The 20,706-nt window shown below is 67.4% G+C and carries 18 protein-coding genes; 10 read left to right on the top strand and 8 right to left on the bottom strand.

The genetic code is table 11. The features are described 5' to 3' along the window. Positions 1 to 127: 127 nt before the first annotated feature. Together ACQP0C_RS07440 and ACQP0C_RS07435 are read left to right on the top strand one after the other, a co-directional pair. On the top strand, positions 128 to 964 hold the full coding sequence (locus tag ACQP0C_RS07440) for a helix-turn-helix domain-containing protein (RefSeq protein ID WP_433731835.1): 837 nt from the start codon (positions 128 to 130) through the stop codon (positions 962 to 964). Between the two features lie 10 nt (positions 965 to 974). After that, positions 975 to 1,403 carry a VOC family protein gene (locus ACQP0C_RS07435; protein WP_433731833.1) on the top strand — a complete coding sequence of 143 codons (429 nt, stop codon included), beginning with the start codon at positions 975 to 977 and terminating at the stop codon, positions 1,401 to 1,403. 55 nt (positions 1,404 to 1,458) lie between these two features. Here the strand turns inward: ACQP0C_RS07435 and ACQP0C_RS07430 are convergent, their stop codons facing one another. From ACQP0C_RS07430 to ACQP0C_RS07420, 3 genes are all read right to left on the bottom strand, one after another. Beyond that, positions 1,459 to 2,268, bottom strand: a complete 810-nt coding sequence (locus ACQP0C_RS07430) for a carbohydrate ABC transporter permease (RefSeq protein ID WP_433734468.1) — start codon at positions 2,266 to 2,268, stop codon at positions 1,459 to 1,461. A gap of 116 nt (positions 2,269 to 2,384) precedes the next feature. Beyond that, positions 2,385 to 3,263, bottom strand: coding sequence for a carbohydrate ABC transporter permease (locus ACQP0C_RS07425; RefSeq protein ID WP_433734467.1), 879 nt, complete (start codon positions 3,261 to 3,263; stop codon positions 2,385 to 2,387). 86 nt (positions 3,264 to 3,349) lie between these two features. Then, positions 3,350 to 4,642 carry an ABC transporter substrate-binding protein gene (locus tag ACQP0C_RS07420; RefSeq protein ID WP_433731831.1) on the bottom strand — a complete coding sequence of 431 codons (1,293 nt, stop codon included), beginning with the start codon at positions 4,640 to 4,642 and terminating at the stop codon, positions 3,350 to 3,352. Between the two features lie 203 nt (positions 4,643 to 4,845). On the opposite strand from ACQP0C_RS07420, the gene ACQP0C_RS07415 reads away from it, so the two are divergent. Both ACQP0C_RS07415 and ACQP0C_RS07410 read left to right on the top strand, forming a co-directional pair. Beyond that, positions 4,846 to 7,167, top strand: a complete 2,322-nt coding sequence (locus tag ACQP0C_RS07415) for a carbon starvation CstA family protein (RefSeq protein WP_433731829.1) — start codon at positions 4,846 to 4,848, stop codon at positions 7,165 to 7,167. Then, positions 7,071 to 7,427 (top strand): YbdD/YjiX family protein, encoded by a 357-nt coding sequence (locus tag ACQP0C_RS07410; protein ID WP_433731828.1) that lies wholly within the window; start codon positions 7,071 to 7,073, stop codon positions 7,425 to 7,427. Before ACQP0C_RS07415 ends, ACQP0C_RS07410 begins: the two co-directional genes overlap by 97 nt. 30 nt (positions 7,428 to 7,457) lie before the next feature. On the opposite strand, the gene ACQP0C_RS07405 is transcribed toward ACQP0C_RS07410, so the two are convergent. From ACQP0C_RS07405 to ACQP0C_RS07390, 4 genes are all read right to left on the bottom strand, one after another. Continuing rightward, a complete protein-coding gene (locus ACQP0C_RS07405) occupies positions 7,458 to 7,982 on the bottom strand; it encodes a methylated-DNA--[protein]-cysteine S-methyltransferase (RefSeq protein ID WP_433731827.1) in 525 nt (174 codons plus the stop codon). After that, positions 7,979 to 9,607: a DNA-3-methyladenine glycosylase 2 family protein gene (locus tag ACQP0C_RS07400; RefSeq protein ID WP_433731826.1), complete on the bottom strand. Its 1,629-nt coding sequence runs from the start codon at positions 9,605 to 9,607 to the stop codon at positions 7,979 to 7,981. The genes ACQP0C_RS07405 and ACQP0C_RS07400 overlap by 4 nt, the downstream gene beginning before the upstream one ends. A gap of 316 nt (positions 9,608 to 9,923) precedes the next feature. Then, entirely contained in the window at positions 9,924 to 13,013 is a 3,090-nt protein-coding gene (locus tag ACQP0C_RS07395) for an AAA family ATPase (protein ID WP_433731824.1), read from the bottom strand. A 28-nt stretch (positions 13,014 to 13,041) separates the two neighbouring features. After that, the gene (locus tag ACQP0C_RS07390) at positions 13,042 to 14,223 is read right to left on the bottom strand and encodes an exonuclease SbcCD subunit D (protein ID WP_433731822.1); all 1,182 of its coding nucleotides are present in this window, start codon (positions 14,221 to 14,223) and stop codon (positions 13,042 to 13,044) included. Between the two features lie 431 nt (positions 14,224 to 14,654). On the opposite strand from ACQP0C_RS07390, the gene ACQP0C_RS07385 reads away from it, so the two are divergent. Next, a complete protein-coding gene (locus ACQP0C_RS07385; RefSeq protein WP_433731820.1) occupies positions 14,655 to 15,812 on the top strand; it encodes a DNA recombination protein RmuC in 1,158 nt (385 codons plus the stop codon). A gap of 57 nt (positions 15,813 to 15,869) precedes the next feature. Further along, positions 15,870 to 16,817, top strand: coding sequence for a DUF6542 domain-containing protein (locus ACQP0C_RS07380; protein ID WP_433731818.1), 948 nt, complete (start codon positions 15,870 to 15,872; stop codon positions 16,815 to 16,817). Between the two features lie 14 nt (positions 16,818 to 16,831). Here the strand turns inward: ACQP0C_RS07380 and ACQP0C_RS07375 are convergent, their stop codons facing one another. Next, positions 16,832 to 17,842, bottom strand: a complete 1,011-nt coding sequence (locus tag ACQP0C_RS07375) for a 4-hydroxy-3-methylbut-2-enyl diphosphate reductase (RefSeq protein ID WP_433731816.1) — start codon at positions 17,840 to 17,842, stop codon at positions 16,832 to 16,834. A 223-nt stretch (positions 17,843 to 18,065) separates the two neighbouring features. On the opposite strand from ACQP0C_RS07375, the gene ACQP0C_RS07370 reads away from it, so the two are divergent. The 4 genes from ACQP0C_RS07370 (at position 18,066) to ACQP0C_RS07355 (ending at position 20,704) form a co-directional block, all read left to right on the top strand. Then, positions 18,066 to 18,710, top strand: a complete 645-nt coding sequence (locus tag ACQP0C_RS07370; protein ID WP_433731814.1) for a lipid droplet-associated protein — start codon at positions 18,066 to 18,068, stop codon at positions 18,708 to 18,710. 106 nt (positions 18,711 to 18,816) lie between these two features. Beyond that, entirely contained in the window at positions 18,817 to 20,118 is a 1,302-nt protein-coding gene (xseA, locus tag ACQP0C_RS07365) for an exodeoxyribonuclease VII large subunit (RefSeq protein WP_433731812.1), read from the top strand. 2 nt (positions 20,119 to 20,120) lie between these two features. Further along, the gene (locus ACQP0C_RS07360; protein WP_354961314.1) at positions 20,121 to 20,363 is read left to right on the top strand and encodes an exodeoxyribonuclease VII small subunit; all 243 of its coding nucleotides are present in this window, start codon (positions 20,121 to 20,123) and stop codon (positions 20,361 to 20,363) included. Next, complete coding sequence (locus ACQP0C_RS07355) at positions 20,360 to 20,704, top strand: VOC family protein (protein WP_433731810.1); 345 nt, start codon at positions 20,360 to 20,362, stop codon at positions 20,702 to 20,704. The genes ACQP0C_RS07360 and ACQP0C_RS07355 overlap by 4 nt, the downstream gene beginning before the upstream one ends. The last annotated feature ends 2 nt before the right edge of the window (positions 20,705 to 20,706 follow it).

The raw sequence follows: 20,706 nt of genomic DNA, 5'->3' as shown, positions 1-20,706 counted from the left end.
GTGTCGACATCGGCTTCGGAGGCGACGCACCGAGTTGCAGTTCGGCACGCAGGTCGATCCACCAGCACAGCGACGTCGCCAGCTGTCTCGCCTTGCGATAGCGGCCGGGCGGCGTAGCGTTCCGGATGTGGAGCCGACCACCGAAGTGGTGACGGCACGTCCGGCACCGGCGCTCGCGGCGTTCATCGATGGCTACGTCGGGTATCGACTGTGCGGGTTCGCGCCCGGACTGCATCGGGGGCTGCCGTCGCGGCATATGACGTTCATCGTGTCCATCGGGCCGAGCATCGACGTTGTCGCACAGACCGATTCGCGGCAGTCGCCAGCGGACTACCGGTGTGTGCTGAGCGGGTTGCAGGCCAGTTCGGCGGTCATCGCACACAACGGGTATCAGGAGGGGATCGGCATCGAGCTGACGCCGCTCGGGAGCCGGGCCCTGTTCGGGATGCCCGCGAGCGCGCTGTGGAACACCTCGGTGGAATGTGCCGAGGTGACGGGGCCGGTCGGGCGTCAGCTGTGGGAGCAACTGCAGGAGCTGAGCACCTGGTCGGATCGCTTCGCCGCCTGCGACCGGATCCTGACCGCACTGGCCTGCCACGATCGCTTGGTGACACCCGAATTGACTTGGGCCTGGCGGAGTTTGGTCGAAACCGACGGTGCGGCGCAGATCGGTTCGCTGGCCGAGGATATCGGCTGGAGCCGCCAGCATCTGGCCCGCCGATTCGGCGCGGAGTTCGGCCTCGGCCCGAAGCTCGCCGCCCGGGTCGCCCGATTCGAACGAGCCAGGCGGATGATCGGACACACACCGTCCTACGTGACGATCGCCCAGGTGGCCGCGACCTGCGGATACTACGACCAGGCCCACCTGAATCGCGATTTCGCGGAACTGGCCGGTTGCAGCCCGACGGTATGGCTGGCGGAGGAGATTCCATCCGTCCAAGACCCGGAGGGGTCCGGCGAGTGAGGCTGGATCCATGACGACACCAACGAATTCCGCACCGACCACAGCGACCCGCACCGCCGTCTGGCCGTGCCTCAATTTCACCGACGCTCGCGCGGCGGTGGCGTTCCTGACCAGCGCATTCGGCTTCGAAGAGACCGCGCTCTACGCCAGGGAGGGCGAACCGTCGTTCATCGAGCACGGTCAGCTGCGCTGGCCGCTCGGCGGCGGCATCATGTTCAGTTCCATCGGCAAGGGCGATAACCCGTTCTGTGAGCGGGGGCCGGGCACCGATTCGATCTATCTCGTCTGCGAGGACCCCGATGCCCTGCACGACCGCGCCGTCGCCGCGGGCGCGCAGGTGGTGCGCGGACTGCGCGATGAGGACTACGGATCACGCGGCTTCACCGTCCGCGATCCAGAGGGCAATCTGTGGAGCTTCGGCACCTACTGGGGCGAGTAGACGAGCGTCGGCGTCCGGTCGCGGAAACGGCGATAGGCCGCGGCCGACGTCACCGTCAACGACCGCCGAGACCGGACGCCGCGATGCCGCGCACGAACGCACGTTGCGCGATCGCGTAGACCACCACCAGCGGCAGCAGAACGACCACGGCCGCGGCCATGAGGATCGGCCATTGCGTGTGGTACTGACCTTGCAGCCGAACCAAACCCAAAGTGGCGGTGGCGATATCGTTGCGTTGGATCATGATCAGCGGCCACAGGAAGTCGTTCCAGACGGTGATCCAGGTGAGCACGCCGAGCACCATGAGCGCAGGACGGGTGTGCGGCAGTAACACGCGCCAGAACACCTGCCAGGTGGTGCAGCCGTCGACGATCGCCGCCTCCTCGAGCTCGGCGGGCAGCGTCCGGAAGAACTGGCGCATCAGATAGGTGCCGAAGGCGCTGCCGAACAGGCCCGGAACGATCATCGCCCATGGCGTGTCCACCCAGCCGAATGCGCGCATGAGCAGAAATTGCGGGATCACGGTTACCGTCAGCGGCACCATCAGCGTGCCGAGATAGGCCAGGAACAGCACGTCTCGTCCGCGAAATCGCAAGCGCGCGAACGCGTATCCGGCCAGCGAGCAGAAGAACACCTGCCCCGCCGTGACGCACAGTGCATAGCTTGCGGTGTTGGCCAGCATCCGCCCCAGCGGCAGTAGTTCGAAAACCTTCCCGTAGTTGGACCACTGCGGGCGCGCGGGAATCAGCGTCGGCTCGGTGATCTCGCCATCACGCTTCAGCGAACCCGACAGCGCCCACAGGATCGGCCCGAGTGCGCACCAGGCGATGCCGATGAGTGCCACGTAGGTCAGAACACCACGCATCGTGCGGCGCACAATGGCCCGCTCCACCCGTCCACGAGTTGGCCGCGCGCTGCTCGCAGCGGGTGTACTACCGATGCGCCGCACCGGAAGCGATCGCCGCACCATCTCCGACGTACTCACAACTCCACCTCCGCCCGCCGCGCGAACCGCAACTGCAACAGCGTCAGCACCAGCAGAATCGCGAAGATCACCCACGCCAGCGCCGCGGCATAACCGACCTCGTAGAACCCGAAGGCGTTCTGGAACAACATGATTCCGAGCAGATAGGTCCCCGTCTCCGGCCCGCCATTGCCACCGGTCAGCGCATAGGCCTGATCGAAGGCCTGCACCGAATTGATAATCGTGATGACGAAGACGAACGACAGCGGCCCGCGGATCAAGGGCAGCGTGACCGACCAGAACCGGCGCAGCGCCCCCGCCCCATCGATGCGCGCTGCCTCGTACAGCGTTTCGGGCACCCCCTGCATCGCCGCGAGCAGGATGACCGTCGCGAAAGGCACGCTCTTCCATACGGTCACGACGCTCAGCGATATCAGCGCCTGATCCGGATCGGTCAGCCACGGCACCGGATCGATGCCGACCCAGCCCAGCATGATGTTGAGCAACCCGTCATCGGTGGTGAACATGAAGCGCCACACCACCGCCATGGCGACGGTCGAGGCAACCAATGGCAGGAATGCGATGGTCCGAAAGATGCCGATACCGGCCAACTTCTGATTGAGCACGGCCGCGACCGCCAGCCCGATCACCACCGTCGGCACCAGTGTCAGCACGGTGAATACCGCGGTATTGCGTAATGCGATGAGGAACAATGGATCCGATGTGAACAGCCGCCGATAGTTCGCCACCCCGACGAAGCGCGGCGCACTGAACAGATCCCACGAGTGCAGACTCAGATACAGCGAAACCGCGAGCGGAAACAGCAAGAACACCAGCACCGCGGCCACATTCGGCGCCACGAACGCCCATCCCGCCCGCTCCCGCCGCCGCGCCAGCCGCCCCCGCTCATGCGACTCCACGCGGCGGGGCCTTCGTACGGTCCGCCGCCGTGTGCCGATCGATACGCGCGATTGTGTTGGGGTCATGAGGGATCCAGGAGGGTGTCGATGTCGGCGGTCAGGGATGCGCTGATGGAATCGGCGGTGGCGGCGCCACGCAACACGCGGTTGCCGCCGCGCTCCAGCAATGCGGAAACCTTGCCCCAGACCGGGGTAACCGGTAGCGGGCGCGAATTCTGCGGCCCCTCCGTGAAAACCTGGAGGTTGCGTATCTCGCGGTGAACGGCCGCGAATCCGGGTGACCCCATCGCCGATTTCAGCACGGGTACGAATAATCCAGAGGCTGCGATAATGCCCTGCCCCACCGGACCGGTCGCGAATTTGACGAATTCCCAAGCCTGTTCGATGCGTGGACTATCGGCGGCAATCGACAACCCGGTGCTGCCCACATCGGTGATCGCCCCGGGGCCGCCGTGTGGCCCGACCGGCAGCACCGTGACATCGATGGGCAGATCAACTTGTCCGGCGAATTCGGAATACAGCCAGTGCCCGCCCATCGCCATGGCAGCACGGCCGCGCCGGAACAGATCCGGTGCCGAAACCGACTGCTGGTCCGCGACTTTCGGCGCAACCCCATGGCGCACCGCCAGATCGGCATAGAACTGGAACCCCTCGGCGAACCGGGGATCACCGAGATTTGTCCTGGTCGGGTCCACCGATGGCGTGAACCATTCCGCCCCATTGTTCATCCCGAAGCAAGCGGCCGAGAAGTACGGCACCCATGCGTCGGCAAAGCCCCACTGCCGGGTCCGGCCGGAGGGATCGCGGTGTGTGAGTGCCTTTGTGGCATCGAGGAATTCGGCGAACGACCAGGCCTGCGACCACCGAGTCGGTGCACTGAGTCCGGCTCGGGCGAACAGCTCCCGGTTGTAGTAGAGGAATACCCCCGACCACTGCTCCGGCAGCGCATACTGCCCACCGGCATAGGTGAAGGTGTCGTACAGCGTCGGGTAACTGTCGGCGCGCAGTGCCGCGGCGTATTCGGGCTCCCGATCGAGCAGGGTGCGCAGATCCAGCAGCACCCCGCGCTCGGCGAGTCCGGCGTAGAGCAACTCCCACGCCATCATGACGTCCGGACATTTACCGCCCGCGCAATAGGTGAGCATCTGCTGCAGTGGGTCGGGTCCGGACATGATGGTGCGAATCCGGATGTCCGGGTGCCGCTTCTGAAATTCGTCGATGATCCTCAGCCGGACCCGCGCCTCCTCCGACCGGGCCTGGAAGAAGAAGGTCAGCGCGTCGTCGTCGGATCCGCAGCCGGTGGCGGCGAGCAGCGGCGCGGCGAGCACCGAGCCGAGCAGCGTGCGCCTGCGCAAAAAGGCCCTCCTCCAGGCGGATGTGGAGCTTGGCGGAATCGCATGGCAGCATACGTTCGGCAACACCGAGGTGACGGCCGACACACGAACAAAACTTAACGTTGTCCAAAGCCGAAGGAAAACGGCCGCGATCGGCATCACCAATCGGATACGTTGTCACGAGTTCGAGCAGCATCCTGCGCGTTTTTCAGGAGAGTAGACCGATGGCGACAATCGAATATTTGCGGACGGATCCCGATCTGCCGCCCGTCGGTGTGATCGATCGATCACCGATCACACCACGGAAGAAGGCGATCTTCGGGGCCATCGCGGTCATCGGCGCGATCGCCTGGGCCGTCCTCGCCATCTCGCGCGGTGAGAATGTCAATGCGGTATGGATCGTCGTCGCGGCGATCTGCACATATGCGACCGCGTACCAGTTCTACGCCAGGCTGATCGAATACAAGATCGTCAAGCCGCGCGACGATGTGGCCACGCCCGCCGAGGCCATGGAGAACGGCAAAGACTACATGCCGATGGATCGGCGGGTGCTCTTCGGACACCACTTCGCCGCCATCGCCGGTGCCGGTCCGCTGGTGGGACCGGTGCTGGCCGCCCAAATGGGTTATCTGCCAGGCACGATCTGGATCATCGTCGGCGTGGTCGCGGCCGGTGCGGTGCAGGACTACCTCGTGCTCTGGGCCTCGTCCAAACGTCGCGGTCGCAGCCTCGGGCAGATGGCCCGCGATGAGCTCGGCCCGATCGGCGGCGTCGCCGCGATCATTGCCGTGCTGGTGATCATGATGATCCTGCTCGCGGTGCTCGGCATCGTTGTCGTGCAGGCGCTGGCCGCGGTGAAGGGGCCCGACGGTGCGCTGCACGGCGGCAGCCCGTGGGGTGTGTTCTCCATCGGCATGACCATCCCGATCGCGCTGTTCATGGGCCTGTATCTGCGGTTCCTGCGGCCCGGCCGGGTCGGTGAGGTTTCGGTGGTCGGCTTCGCGCTGTTGCTGTTCGTGATCATCTCCGGGCGCTGGGTGTCCGAATCCGGTTGGGGCCGTGACCTGTTCACCCTGTCCGGCACCACCATCGCCTGGCTGCTGATCATCTACGGTTTCATCGCCTCGGTGCTGCCGGTCTGGCTGCTGCTGGCACCGCGCGACTACCTGTCGACCTTCATGAAGATCGGCACCATCGGCCTGCTCGCCATCGGCATCGTGATCACCATGCCGGTGCTGAAGGCGCCAGCGGTATCGCAGTTCGCGTCCAACAGCAACGGTCCGTCCTTCGCGGGCAGTCTGTTCCCGTTCCTGTTCATCACCATCGCGTGTGGCGCGCTGTCGGGATTCCACGCCCTGGTCTCCTCCGGCACCACACCCAAACTGTTGGAGAAGCAGTCGCATGCGCGGATGATCGGCTACGGCGGCATGCTGATGGAGTCGTTCGTCGCGGTCATGGCGATCATTACCGCGAGCATTATCGACCAGCACCTGTACTTCGCCATGAACGCGGGCGCCGGACTCACCGGCGGCACCGCCGAGAAGGCCGCCGCCTACACCAATTCCCTTGGCCTGAGCGGTGATCCGATAACCGCGGGTGAACTCACTCAGACCGCCAAGGACGTCGGCGAGACCAGCATCATCTCGCGCACCGGTGGCGCGCCGACGCTGGCGATAGGCATGTCCCAGGTGATGTCGGACTTCCTCGGCGGCTCCGGGTTGAAGGCGTTCTGGTACCACTTCGCGATCATGTTCGAGGCGCTGTTCATCCTCACCACCATCGATGCGGGTACCCGCGTCGCGCGCTTCATGCTCTCGGATTCGCTCGGCAACCTCGGTGGTCCGGCGAAGAAGTTCAAGGATCCGTCGTGGCGGCCCGGTGCCTGGCTGTGCTCGGCCATTGTGGTCGCGGCCTGGGGTTCGGTCCTGCTGATGGGTGTGACCGATCCATTGGGCGGCATCTACACGCTGTACCCGCTGTTCGGCATCTCCAACCAGTTGCTCGCCGCCATCGCGCTCACCGTCGTGCTGACCATTCTGATCAAGAAGGGCTTGGTGAAGTGGGCCTGGATTCCGGCGCTGCCGCTGATCTGGGATCTGACGGTGACGATGACCGCGTCCTGGCAGAAGATCTTCTCCGCCGATCCGAAGCTCGGATACTGGAAGCAGCACAGCAACTACAGCGCCGCACGCGACGCCGGAAAGTTGTTGGCGCCCGCCAAGAATGCCGACGATATGGACAAGATCGTGCGCAACACGTTCATCCAGGGCAGCCTGTCGGTCATCTTCGCGGTGCTGGTACTGATCGTCGCGGTGGTCGGTGCCGTGGTCTGCTTGCGTGCCTGGCGCGCGGGCGGCGGACCGAGCAGCGAATCACCGGACGAACCGTCGAAGATCTTCGCACCGCGCGGCTTCATCGCCACTGCGGAGGAGAAGGCGGTGCAGAAGGAATGGGATGCCCTGATCGAATCGGGGCAGGTCCGCGCGCCGGGCGCCGCGCACACCAGGGGCGCAGCGGCGGAACCAGCGGGGCCAGCGGCACATTGACCGCAGCAGCGCAGCCCAGTGACGGCCGGTCGCCTCGACCGGCCGTCATTCGGCGTTTGTGGACCGCCGCAAGTGCCGGTGCGACAAGGGTCCGCGCGGTCGGATCGTGGTTCGATGCGGTCCTCGGCGGACAGGATTACCAGCGCTATGTGGACCATCTGCAGCGCAACCATCCCGGATGTGAAATCCCGTCCGAACGCGAGTACTGGCGTCGACGACATGCCGACGCGGATCGCAATCCGCAGAATCGCTGCTGCTGAGCGCCGACCCGAACCCGTTCCGGTGCGGGACTATTCGATGGTCAACTGAACCTTGCCGCCTTCGTGATCCAATAGCCAGCGTTTGACCGGCAGCCCCCAGCGGAAGCCGCCGAGCGCACCGCCGATGCGCAGGACCCGGTGGCACGGTACGAAAAGCGCCGCGGCATTGCGGCCGCAGGCGTTGGCGGCAGCGCGGGTGGCATCGGGACGGCCGGAGAGCGCGGCGTATTCGGTATAGGTGACCGGATCGCCCGCGGGGATCTTGCGCAGCACTTCCCATGCGTGCATGAGAAATTCGCCGGATCGCTGACGCACCGCGATCGGATCGATCGCGGTCAGCTCACCGCGGTGATACGCGGCAATCGCGCGGGTTACCGCGCCGAGTTCGTCGCGTCGGCGCAACTGGTCCGGACGCAGGCCCGGGTGGATCAGCTGCCGCAGATCCTCGGCGTCGGCGGTCCAGCCGGACGCCAGTACGGCGCCCTCGGCGTCGACCAGTGCGGTGAACGGGCCGATCGGCGTGTCCGATGTCGCGAAATCGGTCGGCGCATTCACAATTCGGTCTTCGCTTTCGCTGCGGCGACGGACTTCGTCGCGGGTGACTTCGGCTGGCCGGTTTTTCGACCGGCGAGCGCGGCCTTCCACAGTTGCATGGACAGATACGAGCGCCACGGCGCCCAGCGCGCGGTATCGGACAGGTCGACACCGAGCAGGGTGGCGCCTTGGCGGACAACGAGATCGGTGTCGAGCAGGACATCCGGATCGGCCAGCAGCCGCATGGTCACGTAATCGGCGGTCCACGGTCCGACGCCGTCCAGGGCCAGCAGTTCGCGGCGCAAGTCGGTGGCGGTGCGGCCCTGGTGCAGTACCAGGTCGCCGGAGGCGAGGGCCGAGGCGACGCCGACAATCGATCGGATCCGGCGCGCCGGACCGGTCAGCACCTCGGCCCCGCGTTCGGCGATCACGGCCGGGGTCGGGAACAGCCGCGATACCGGTCCATCGATCGGCTCACCGAGCGCCTCGACCAGCCGGGCGGTATGGGTCGCGGCGGCCGATACCGAGATCTGCTGTCCGATCATGGTGCGCAATAACAACTCCGGGCCGTCGAGGCAGCCGGGCACCCGGATGCCGGGGGTGAACGGCGGACGTGCGCCGGCACGGCGGGCGGTGGTCGCGCCGACATTAAAGGCGTGATCGGCCGGTGCCGCACCGGCATCCGGGAGATCGCGCGCCGATGCTACGACGACATCGGCATCGGCCGGCACCACACCGAGCGCCTCATCGATGCCGATCGGGTCGGCGTCCAGATCCAGCAGGTGCCGCAGTCGGGCGACGGTCGGGGCGAGATCGCGCATATCGTGCAGGGACAGTTCGGCGCGCACGTGATCGCGCTGGAAGCTCAGTCGCGCCATCGCATGCCCGTGCGGGGTCCGCAGACTGCGGGTGTAGGCGCGCTCCTCCCACAGCTCCATACCCGGCGAAACGTGCGCCGAGAGAAACCACTCCAGCCAGCCCTGATCCAGGGGTTCCCGAAATGGCAGGCGCAGCGTCAGCGAACCGTTGGCGGCGGGCACGGCGGGATTTCCCGAGCGGTACACCCGCTGTGCCTCGGTGCGCATGGTGGTGGGGCTCACCGCGAATACCTCGCGGACGGTGTCGTTGAACTGGCGAATGCTGGCGAATCCCGCCGCGAAGGCGATATCGGACATCGGCATATTCGTCGTCTGGATGAGCAGCCGCGCGGTGTGCGCGCGATGCGCCCTGGCCAGCGCCAGCGGACCGGCGCCGAGTTCGGTGGTGAGCACCCTGGTCAACTGGCGCTGTGAATAGCCGAGGGTGGCGGCCAATGCGGGCACGCCGCCGCGCTCGATGACGCCGTCGCCGATGAGCCGCATCGCCCGCGCGGCCAGATCGGCGCGGGTATTCCACAGCGGCGACCCGGGTGCGGCATCGGGCAGACAGCGGCGGCAGGCCCGGTATCCGGCCTGCTGTGCGGCCGCGGCCGTCGGCAGGAACGTCACATTCGTCGGCTTCGGCGTGATCGCCGGACATGAAGGGCGGCAATAGATTCCGGTAGTCCGCACTGCGGTGAAGAACTGGCCGTCGAATCGGGAATCCCGGGTCGACACCGCCCGATAGCAGCGCTCGAAATCCAAAGCCGTGATCGTCACCCAATCCACAATGTCAGTAACCCGCGCCTGACGCTAGCGGAAATCTGCCATAAACCCCTATGGTATGCGCGGACGACGCACACCATCGAGAACACCTGCTCGAGGTCTACGTCACCTTGTTCGACGGTGGCCTGCCTGCGCCGCGGTATGAGCACGTCACCGAGAAGCCCGAGCCGTGGCCGCTGGAACCGGAGGAGAATCTGGCGCTCGTCGCGCTCGGCCAGCCGCACCTCTACCAGGAGCGCTGGCCACAGCCGTGGACCTCATTCTCCGGCGGCGACGCGCGGGTTCCCGGCTTCCGCAGTTGCCAGCGCGTGTGGTCGGCTCAGGCGACGGTGGTGCGCAGTTGGGAGCCTGCTCGGCCACGGATGACGTGCAGGCGGCTCGGGATGCGCTGGCGCATTTCATCGACATGGCTGACCAGACCGACCACCCGCCCGCCCGCCCGGAGTTCGTCGAGGACGCCCATGACCGCGTCGAGGGTATCGGCATCCAGGCCACCGAAGCCCTCGTCGATGAAGATGGTGTCGAGGACCACGCCGCCGGATTCGGCCGCTACGGTGTCGGCGAGGCCGAGGGCCAATGACAGTGCGGCCATGAAGGTTTCGCCGCCGGAGAGGGTTTTGGCGGGGCGGATGGCACCGGTGTAGTCGTCGCGGATATCGAGGCCGAGGCCGCCGCGTCGGCCGCGTGGACCCGCCTTGTCGGAGTGCACGAATTCGTAGCGCCCACCCGACATTCGGCGCAGCCGAACCGAACCCGCCAGCGCCACTTCCTCCAGCCTGGCGGCCAGCACATAGGAGCGCAGCGACATTCGGCGGTTGTTCTCGCCGCGCCCCGCCACCACCTCCGCGAGCCCGGCCAGCTCGTCGTGGGCGCGCTGCACCGGGGCGATGCGGTCGACCGCGGCCCACAGCTGTCCGCCCAAGTCCTCCAGAAGCTTCACCCGGCGAGTTGCCTCGGCATTGGCGGCAACCGCGGTGTTCAGCTGGGCCTGTGCGGCAGTCACCGCCGCCGCCAGCTCGTCGAGATCGCCGGGTTCGGCAGACGCCGCGGCCTGGATCTCCGGTTCGGCGAGGACGGCCTCGGCATGTGCGCGGGCGCGGTCGGCGGCGACCAGTTCCGCCTCGATATCGTGCTGGCGCTGCGGGGTTCGCGATGCGGCGGTGACGACTCGGGCGTAGGCGGTCAAGAGGGCGACATCGTCACGCGGTGACGCATCGGCTCGGCCATCGACCTGCTCGGCGATGAAACCCGCGGCCAGCGCGAGACTTTCGACGCGGTCGGCAATGACGGTGACTTGTTCGGCGGCGGCCGACGCGTCAGTGCGGGCGTCGCGCAAGGCGGTCGCGTCGCCGATCAACGTGTCGAGTCGGCCGCGGCGGCGGTCGATGGTTTCGTCGGCGCCCGCGGCGGCGCGCAGGCGGTCGGTGAGTTCGCTGAGACGGGTGGTCGCGGCGGCGATGCGAGTCGTGACAGTGCTGCGGCGGGTATCGGATTCGCGCAGTTCGTCGTGCAGGCGGGTTTCGTCGGTGCGCAGGCGGGTCAGTTCGGCGGTGAGACTGTCCGAGAGGGCGGCGAGTTCGGCGGCGTCCTGGTAGCGGTCGGTGGCGGCGCGCAGGGCGGCGGCCAGTTCGACGCGGTCGGCGTCGCCGCCGCGTGCGATGATCGCCTCGATTTCGCGTTCCAGACCGGTAATGCGGGCCAGCACCCGGTCGCGGGCATCCTCGGCCGCGCGTTCGCTGGCGGCGGCCGCGTCCTCGGCCTGCTTCGATACCGCGCTCTGTGTCGGGCGGGCCGGTGCGGGGTGATCGGCGGATCCGCATACCGCGCAGGGCCGTCCGTCGGTCAATTGACCGGCGAGTTCGGCGGCCATACCGGCCAGCCTGCGCTCGCGCAGTTCGAGCACCCGCTCTTTGGCATCGAGGTGTGCGGCACGAGCCGATTCGAATTCGATGCGGGCGTGGTCGAGAGTTGTCCTGCGACCGGCGAGTTCGACGGCGGCAGCGGCAGCGGTTTGCAGCCGTTCGCATTCGGCGGTCAATGTGGGCAGCGCGGCCGCGGCCGCGGTGGTTTCGCGCAGCCGGGCCTCGATGGTGGCGATCGATTCGGGCAGTTGCCGACGCAGCCGGTTCAATTTGTCCACCCGACCGGTCAGTGCGACATCCTCGTCGCGCAGCGTTGCCAGTTCGGACGTGAGCCGGGTCGCGGTGGTCGCGTCGGCACGCACCTCGTCGAGCGCGCCGATCTGGGCGCTCCACCGTCGAATGGCCGCATCGACATCGGCGGCCGCGTCGACGGTCGGCATTGCGTCCGGACCCGGCTCGACCGAGATCAGTTCGATGCCCGCGATATCGGCACCAGCGGGTTCGGCGAGCAGTGCGGCCAACCGTGCCGCGATGCGTTGCCTTTCGTCCGCCTTGCGCCTGGCCAGCACGACCGCGGCGCGCGCCGCATCGATCGCCTCGGCGACCGGCGCGGCCCGACGCGCCAGTTCGAGTTCGGCCTGCAGGTCGGCGCGGTGGTCGGCGGCGGCCGCGTATTCGTCGAGCCGCTCGCGGGCGGCGGCCATCCGGCGGCGCAGTTCGTGCAGGCGGCGCTGTTCCTCGGCCAGGGATCTCGTGCGCACCGATTCCTGTTGGCGGCGTTCGGCTTCCGCGGCCGTCGTGCTGAGGGCGGCGCGGGCGGTCGCGAGCAGATCCTGCGACCAGCCGACCGCCTCCAGCGGTCCGACAGATTCCGCCGCCGTCTCCCCCGCAGCCACCGCGACCTGCGCGATCAACCGATCGATGCCCTGTTTGCGCGATTCGATATCGGCGGCCGAGGCCCGCCGCTTATCGGCAAGCCACTGCTCGGCACTGCCGAATCGCTCGGTGTCGAAGAGCTTTTCGAGCAGCTTCTCCCGATCCTCGTTCTCCGCGCGCAGGAACCGCGCGAAATCACCCTGCGGCAGCAGCACGACCTGGAAGAACTGGTCCGCGCTCATGCCGAGCAGCCGGATGATCTCGTCCCCGATATCGGACAGACGAGCCAGGTTCGCGCCGCGCCCATCCAACCATTCCAACGTCGCGGCGGCATTCTCCTTCACCCAGCCGCTCTTGGCCCGCTTGCTCGGCCGCTGGAATTCCGGCGAGCGGGTCAACCGCACGCGCCGGCCGCCCAGCGTCGCTTCCAGCACCACGCGCGGTGGCGTCTGCTCATCGGCATGATCGGAATGCAGCCGCTTACTCTCGCCACGCGCGCCCGGCACACTGCCGTACAGCGCGAACGCGATCGCGTCGAGCACGGTCGTCTTGCCCGCCCCCGTCTGCCCGTGCAGCAGAAACAGCCCATCCGCACCGAGCGCGTCGAAGTCGACAACCGTGGTCTCGGCGAACGGGCCGAACGCGGTCATCTCCAGCCGGTGCAGCCTCATGCAGCGCCCCGCCGCGATCGACGGCCGCTCATGCGGACAGTTCCCCGGCCAGGGTTTCCACCGCGGCAACGACCCGGTCCGGTTCGGCGACAGCCGCGGCGAGTGCCCGTTCCAGCCAGGCCACTTCGCCCGCGGTCGGTTCGCCGCGGACATCGGCGAGGAAGCTCTGCGCTACTTCGGTATCGCGGCGTCCGTGCACGCGCTCACGGTAGCGCAGTTCCGGATTGCCTTCCGGGCGTGACCATTCCACGTGTACCGCATGCGGGAAGCGTTCGCGCAGTTTGCGCATGGCGTCGACGGGGCGGGCATAGTCGGTCAGCGTCGCCGAGACGTAGTGCTGTTCTGACTCGGAATAGGCGGCGGCAGTGAGCAATTCGTCAAGGGTGCTGGTGAGGCGGCTCAGGCCGCGCACGAGCGGCAGATCACGGCGCTGCACCGAGCACAGGCCGGTGGCATCCAGATCCACCAGCCATACCGCCTTGCGATGTGAGGTCTCGGCGAACGAATACGGCAGCGGAGAGCCGGAATAGCGCACCGACCCCGACAGCGTCTGCGGCGAATGCAGATGCCCGAGCGCCACATAGTCGATGCCGTCGAACGCCGACAGCGGAACCGTCTCCACGCCGCCGACCGAGATCGAACGCTCCGAACCGGTCGCCTCGCCACCGACCACGAATGCGTGCGCGAGCACCACCGTGCGAGTGTCCGGCCGCTCGGCGATATCGGCCCGGATCCGGCTCATCGCCGCATCCAGGATCTGCGCATGCGAACGCGCTTGCGGCACACCGAGTTCGGCACGGGTGATCTCCGGCTCCAGATAGGGGATGCCGTAAAAGGCGATCGCACCGTGCGCATCGGATAACAGCACCGGCCGATCGGCATCGGCGACAGTTGTGCGCAGGTGCAGCCCGCCCGCCGCCGCGAAACTCGCACCCGCACCGAGCCGCGTCGGTGAATCGTGATTGCCGGAGGTCGCGATGATCTGCGCCCCGGCCGCGCGGATGGCCTCGAAACCCTGGATACACACCGCGATCGCGTCGGCACTGGGAATGGACCGGTCGTACACGTCCCCCGGCAGCACGACGACGTCAACGGATTCCGCGGCCACCAATTCGGCAATGGCCGCGAGCGCGGCGGCCTGATCGGCGAGCAGATCGACCCCATGGAACGTGCGCCCGATGTGCCAGTCCGAGGTGTGCAGCATCCGCATGCCGCGAAACCGTAGGCGATGGCACCGACACACTTCAATTGCCCTGTTGAATTTGCCGTGCCAGCGCGGCGTGTTCGCGGCCCCCGAATGTCGGCATCGCGTTGCGATTCGATGAGGGGTGGTGATCGGGCGACCGGTGGGCCTCGCGTCCGAGCCGTCGAGACTCGCGACCGCGTCGCATGCGCTTCGACGACTCGGACGCGAGGCGGCCCACGAACTCCTCGCCCGTAAGACTGGCTGCGCAGTGGTTGCGAGTTCGGAAAGTCGCGATCGCCCAAGGTGGTCCCCCATCGGCGGGCAATATTTGCTGGGCGGCCCATACAACGAACTCCGCGGTCTGATCCAGCAGGGTCTGTGCATTTTCCGACGCGCTGCTGCCCGATAGCTCGCGGGTTTCGAATTTGTCGGTGCCATGCGGCACTATCTGCGCCATGACCGCACCGATGCTCGTCGCACTGATGCTGGTGTTCGTCGCGGGGGTAGGGCTCGGCTGGCTCGGACATGCCGCGCGCGCCGGGCAGCGAGCAACCGCCGCGGAGGCGAGACTCGCAGCCGCCACCGATAACGAGCGGTTACTGCGGCAATCGCTCACCGTGGCGAATGAGGATGCGGCACGCCGACATTCGCACGCCATCGGCGCCATGATCGATCCGCTGCGCGAGGCCGTCGGCGCGCTGAACCAGCACATCCAGCAGGTCGAACACCATCGCATCAACGCCTATTCGAGTCTGCGCGAACAGGTCGCAGGAATGCAGCGCACCTCACATCAGCTCACCAGCCAGACCGGTCAGTTGGTCGCCGCGCTGCGCGCGCCGCAGGTCCGCGGGCGCTGGGGCGAGATCCAATTGGAGCGCGTGGTGGAACTGGCGGGGATGACCAGGCACTGCGATTTCGACACCCAGGTGACCAGAGCCGCGCGCAGTGACGGCGGCACCGAGCGCACCGGCACGGTCCGACCGGACCTCGTGGTCGAGCTGGCGGGCGGCAGGCAGATCGTGGTCGACGCCAAGGTGCCGTTCACCGCCTACCTCGACGCCACCATGGCCGATGATCCGGACGAGCGCGCCGAACTGCTCGCCCGCCATGCCAAACATCTGCGTGCCCATATCGATCAGCTGGCCGATAAGGCATATTGGCTGGCCTTCGATCCGGCACCGGAGTTCGTGGTGCTGTTCGTGCCGGGCGATCCATTCCTCGACGCCGCACTGACGACCGACTCCGCTTTACTCGAATACGCCTTCGGCCGCAACGTGATACTCGCTACCCCAACGACACTGATCGCGTTACTGCGCACGGTCGCCTTCGGGTGGCGCCAGGAGGCACTGTCGCGCGATATGGCAACCGTTCAGCAATTGGGCCGCGAACTCTACAACCGGCTCGGTATGACCGGCCGACACCTGGACCGGCTCGGCGCGCAACTCGGTAAGGCGGTAGACGCTTTCAACTACACCGTCGCGTCGGTGGAATCGCGGGTGATGGTCACCGCGCGCAAACTTCACGACCTGGAGATAGCCGAACAGGAGGTGCCAGCAATCCAGCGCGTCGATTCGTGGCCGAGGGCGGTCGGCTTCGCCGACGCCGACGATTAGCCCGGGTGACCGCCGTGCCGTAACACCCCCCGACGCGGCGGCAGTTAGTGTCATAGTGTGGCTGCTTCCCAACGTGTGCGAACTCGGGTGCCCGCGCCGCATCGTTCGATCCTGCCCTCGGTGCCGGGAATCCCGGCCGGGGCAGCGGTCGGGATCGCGGTGGCGTGCACGTTCCTGGGGTTCCTGATCGATGCCCGCGGCGAGAACAACGAGCTGACCGGGACGTTCAACACGTTGTACGTCCTTGGCTGCGTCGCGGCTGTGCTTGCCGTTCGCTACCGCGGCATCTTCACGACGATGGTGCTACCGCCGCTACTGCTGTTCGTCGCGGTGCCGCTGGCCTATCAGCAGCTAACCGGTCACGCCTCGACCGGGCTCAAGGACATCCTGCTGAATCTGGCGATCCCATTGGTGAACCGCTTCCCGGTCATGGCGGTGGCCACCGTGCTGGTGCTGGCGATCGGCGCGGGTCGGATCCTGCTACACCAGCGCGACGAGGCCACCGAGCGCGCCGACGAATCCCGCAGGGGCACCAGCTGGGGCCGCAGCAATGCGCCGAAGCGTGCGCGCTCCGAAGGCACCAAGGGCGGCTCACTGGCCCATGCCGCGCGCCGCCGCCGCCGCCCGCAGGCCGATCCGGCCGACCTCGATACCGATCTGCATCTGCCGCGACCGAATCGGCGCGCGAATTCGGAAGTGGCGGAGACGCCGCCGCGCGTCGGCGGCACCGCGAAGAGCGGTCGGGGTGGAGAACGCCCGGCCCCCGAGCGCCGACCGAGCACCGCCCGCGGCGCCCGACCGGCGGCGGCAGCGCCACGGGGCGAGGGCGATTCGAACCGAGCCGCCCGACCGGCAGCGGCATCCACTCGGGCCGAGGGCGATTCGAACCGGGCCGCCACGGCACGACGGCGCGGCGAGGCACCGCCGCCGCATCCGCAGCCCAATGTCCGCTATCGCGAACGTGATTCGAGCCGGACCGAGCGACGGCGGCCGGAAAACCTCTAGCCGGATCGCCGAGCTCAGCGACGCGAAGTACGCAATTCCCTTGGCAGCGCGAAAACAAGCGTCTCATTGGCCGTTGTGACCGGCTGCACATCCCCGAACCCGTGCTCGGCCAGCAGATCCAGCACACCGCGCACCAGGATGTCGGGCACCGACGCACCGGAGGTGATGCCGATCGTGCGCACCCCGTCCAGCCATGCCAGATCCACCTCGCGAGCGAAGTCGACCAAGTGGGCGGCCTTGGCGCCCGCACCGAGTGCGACCTCGACCAACCGCACCGAGTTGGACGAGTTGCGCGAGCCGACCACGATCACCAGATCGCATTCCGGTGCCATCGCCTTCACCGCGACCTGGCGGTTCGAGGTGGCGTAGCAGATGTCATCACTCGGCGGATCCTGCAGCGCCGGGAACCGCTCGCGCAGCCGCTGCACCGTCTCCATGGTTTCGTCGACGCTGAGCGTGGTCTGTGAGAGCCAGATCACCTTGGACTCGTCGCGCACGGTGACCCGGTCGACCGAATCGGGACCGTCGACGAGCTGGACATGGTCGGGCGCCTCCCCCGCGGTGCCCTCGACCTCCTCGTGCCCCTCGTGGCCGATCAGCAGAATGTCGTAGTCGTCGCGGGCGAAGCGCTTGGCCTCCTGATGCACCTTGGTCACCAGGGGGCAGGTCGCGTCGATGGTGCGCAGATTGCGTGCGGCCGCCGACTCGTGCACCGCGGGTGAGACACCGTGCGCGGAGAAGACGACCAGTGCGCCCTCGGGCACCTCATCGGTCTCATCGACGAAGATGACGCCCCGCTCGCGCAGCGTCTCCACCACGTGGCGGTTGTGCACGATCTCCTTGCGCACATAGATCGGCGCACCGTGCTTGTCCAGCGCCTTCTCCACCGTCTCCACCGCACGATCCACGCCGGCGCAGTACCCACGCGGCTCGGCTAGCAGCACACGCTTGCCACCGTCGGCATCGGCGGATCCGGAACCGGCCGAGCGGGCGATTCCGACGTTCAATGGGATGGCCGAAGACATGCCACTCAGCTTACGTGCGACCGGTACATGTCGGACGGCCGGTCACCGCCCCGGCGACGTCATTCTCGACACACCGGCATGGAGCCCGGAAGGCGGCCCGATCATGCGGAACCCCCGGCGCGTGTGGTCGGGAAGTCGGCGGCGTAGCCGCGCGGGCCGGATAGATTGTGTGTCTGTGACACCAGTGCTTTGCATAACAACCCGTATCGGGCAGGCTAGGAGCATGTTTCGACCACCGTTCCTGGCCCGGGTCGCTGCCGGAGCCGCCGTATACGCCATCGAAGAAACGCGTCGGTTACCCACTGCCGCAATGAATTTCCCGATCACCGCGATCAGCCAGATGCTGCAGACCACCATGCACGTCCAGCAGTTCGTGACCAGCCTCGCCCTCAAGGGCGACGGCGTCTTCGACCGTCTCACCAGCTCTTCCGTCGAACAGCCCGAGTGGGCCACCTTCGACGAAGACGCGGAGCCCGAGTTCACCGCCACCGCGCGCGAGAGCCGCTTCGACCTGTATGCCCCCGAAGCCGAATTCGCCCCGCACGACACCCTGACCGCCGAAGCCGCCGCCCGCGCCGGTGAGCGCAATGGCCACACCGCCTCGATCCAGACCATCGCCGAGCCGGAAACCGAGGTCGCGGCCCCAGCGGCCGCCGAGGTCGCCGAACCCGAACCCGAGGTGGTCGAGCCCGAGGTGGCCACCCGGTACGACTACGCCAATATGACCCTGGCCCAGTTGCGCGCCCGCCTGCGCATGCTGACCGTCGAGGACCTGACCGCCCTGCTCGACTACGAGCAGCGCACCCGCGCCAGGGCGCCGTTCGTGACCATGCTGACGAATCGGATCGCCACCGTGCGGGCCCAGTGAATTCGACATCGCGCAGCGATTCGACGGAGGGGGGCGAACCCGCCGCGGCATCGTCGACGGTTGGCCGGGAATCTTCCGGCCAACCCCTGTGTGTCTACCCGGCCGCATGACACAGGACGGCTCCCCATTGACCGCTTCCCCCGCCAATTCCGCCGAGCACCCGATGCCGGTGCGCTCGGTATCCATCAAGGTCGCGCAATGGATCGATCGGCTCGGCAGCATCTGGGTGGAGGGGCAGATCACCCAGATCAATCTGCGGCCGGGCACCAGCACCGCATTCCTGGTATTGCGCGATACCTCCGCCGATATGTCGCTATCGGTGACCTGTCATCCGGACCTCATCCGCCGATCCGCGGTACCGCTGCAGGAAGGCAGCCGGGTGGTGGTCTACGGCAAACTCGCTTTCTTCACCGGTCGCGGCACGATTTCGTTGCGCGCCATGGAGATTCGCCCGGTCGGCATCGGTGAACTGCTGGCCCGCATCGAACGGTTGAAGGCACTGCTCGCCGCGGAGGGATTATTCGATCCCCGGCTGAAGCGGCCGATCCCGTTCCTGCCCAAGACAATCGGACTGATCACCGGTCGGGCCGGCGCCGCCGAACGTGATGTCCTGACCGTGGCCCGAAACCGCTGGCCCGCAGTGCGTTTCGAAATTCGCAATACCGCCGTACAGGGCCCGACCGCGGTGCCGCAGATGCTGCAGGCGCTGGCCGGGCTCGATCGCGATCCGACGGTCGAGGTCATCGTGCTCGCCCGCGGCGGCGGCAGCGTCGAGGATCTGCTGCCGTTCTCCGATGAGGCGCTGTGCCGCGCGATCGTCGCGGCGACCACCCCGATCGTCAGCGCGATCGGTCACGAACCCGATAACCCGCTCTGCGATCTCGTCGCCGATCTGCGCGCCGCCACCCCCACCGATGCCGCCAAGCGCATCGTGCCCGACGCGGCCGCCGAACTGGCGGGGGTCCGCGATATGCGCGCCCGTGCCGCCGCCGCGCTGCGCGGCTGGGTCGACCGCGAAACCAGGGCATTGGCGCAGCTGCGTTCCCGGCCGGTGCTCGCCGACCCACTGCGCGAACTGGACCGCCGCTACGACGAGATCGAGCGCCTGCGCTCGGCCACCCGCCGCACCGCCGAACAGCTGATCCGCACCGAAACCACCGCGACCCGCCATCTGCGCGAAAAACTCACCGCGGTGGGACCGGCCGCCACACTGGCCCGTGGCTACGCTGTCGTGCAGCGCGTCACCGGTAAGGAACGGCATGTGGTCCGGTCCATCCAGGACGCGCCCGCGGGCAGTCAGCTGCGGATCCGGGTCGCCGACGGCGCGATCACCGCCGCCGCGCTCGGGACCCAGGCCTTGGGCAACCCCGCACTCGCACCGAACAACACCGACACAGGGAGGAACTGACCTTGGCCGACTCCGGCAAGGACGACGAGCTGGCCGAGATCTCCACCTTCGGCTACGAACGCGCCCGCGACGAACTGGTCAACGTCGTGAAAATGCTCGAACAGGGCGGCCTCGATCTGGACGATTCACTGGCACTGTGGGAGCGCGGCGAAGCACTGGCCACCCGCTGTGAGGAACATCTCGCGGGTGCGCGCCAACGCGTCGAGAACGCGCTGTCCCGCACCGATCTCGAAGCCGACGAATGACCATCCGCCGCGCCACTCCCGATATCCGCACCGCCGACATGGCGGCCAGCCGCGAGTTCTATCGGCGGCTCGGCTTCGAGGAGGTGATGGATCTCGGCTGGGTGGTGACGATGGCATCCCCTCTCAACCCGACCGCCCAGGTGCTGCTCGTCGGACCGGAAGCCGAACGGCCGCAACCGGATATGAGCGTCGAGGTCGAAGATGTGGACGCAGTGCACGCGGCCATGGTCGCGGCGGGCGCGGATATCGTCTATCCGCTCCGCGATGAGCAGTGGGGTGTGCGCCGGTTCTTCGTGCGCGATCCCAGCGGGACGATTGTCAACGTGGTCAGCCACCGCTGAGT

Origin of the sequence: Nocardia sp. CA-129566 (assembly GCF_050956075.1) — a bacterium.
Taxonomy (GTDB): domain Bacteria; phylum Actinomycetota; class Actinomycetes; order Mycobacteriales; family Mycobacteriaceae; genus Nocardia.
This window is presented reverse-complemented; position numbering and strand designations above follow the sequence as displayed.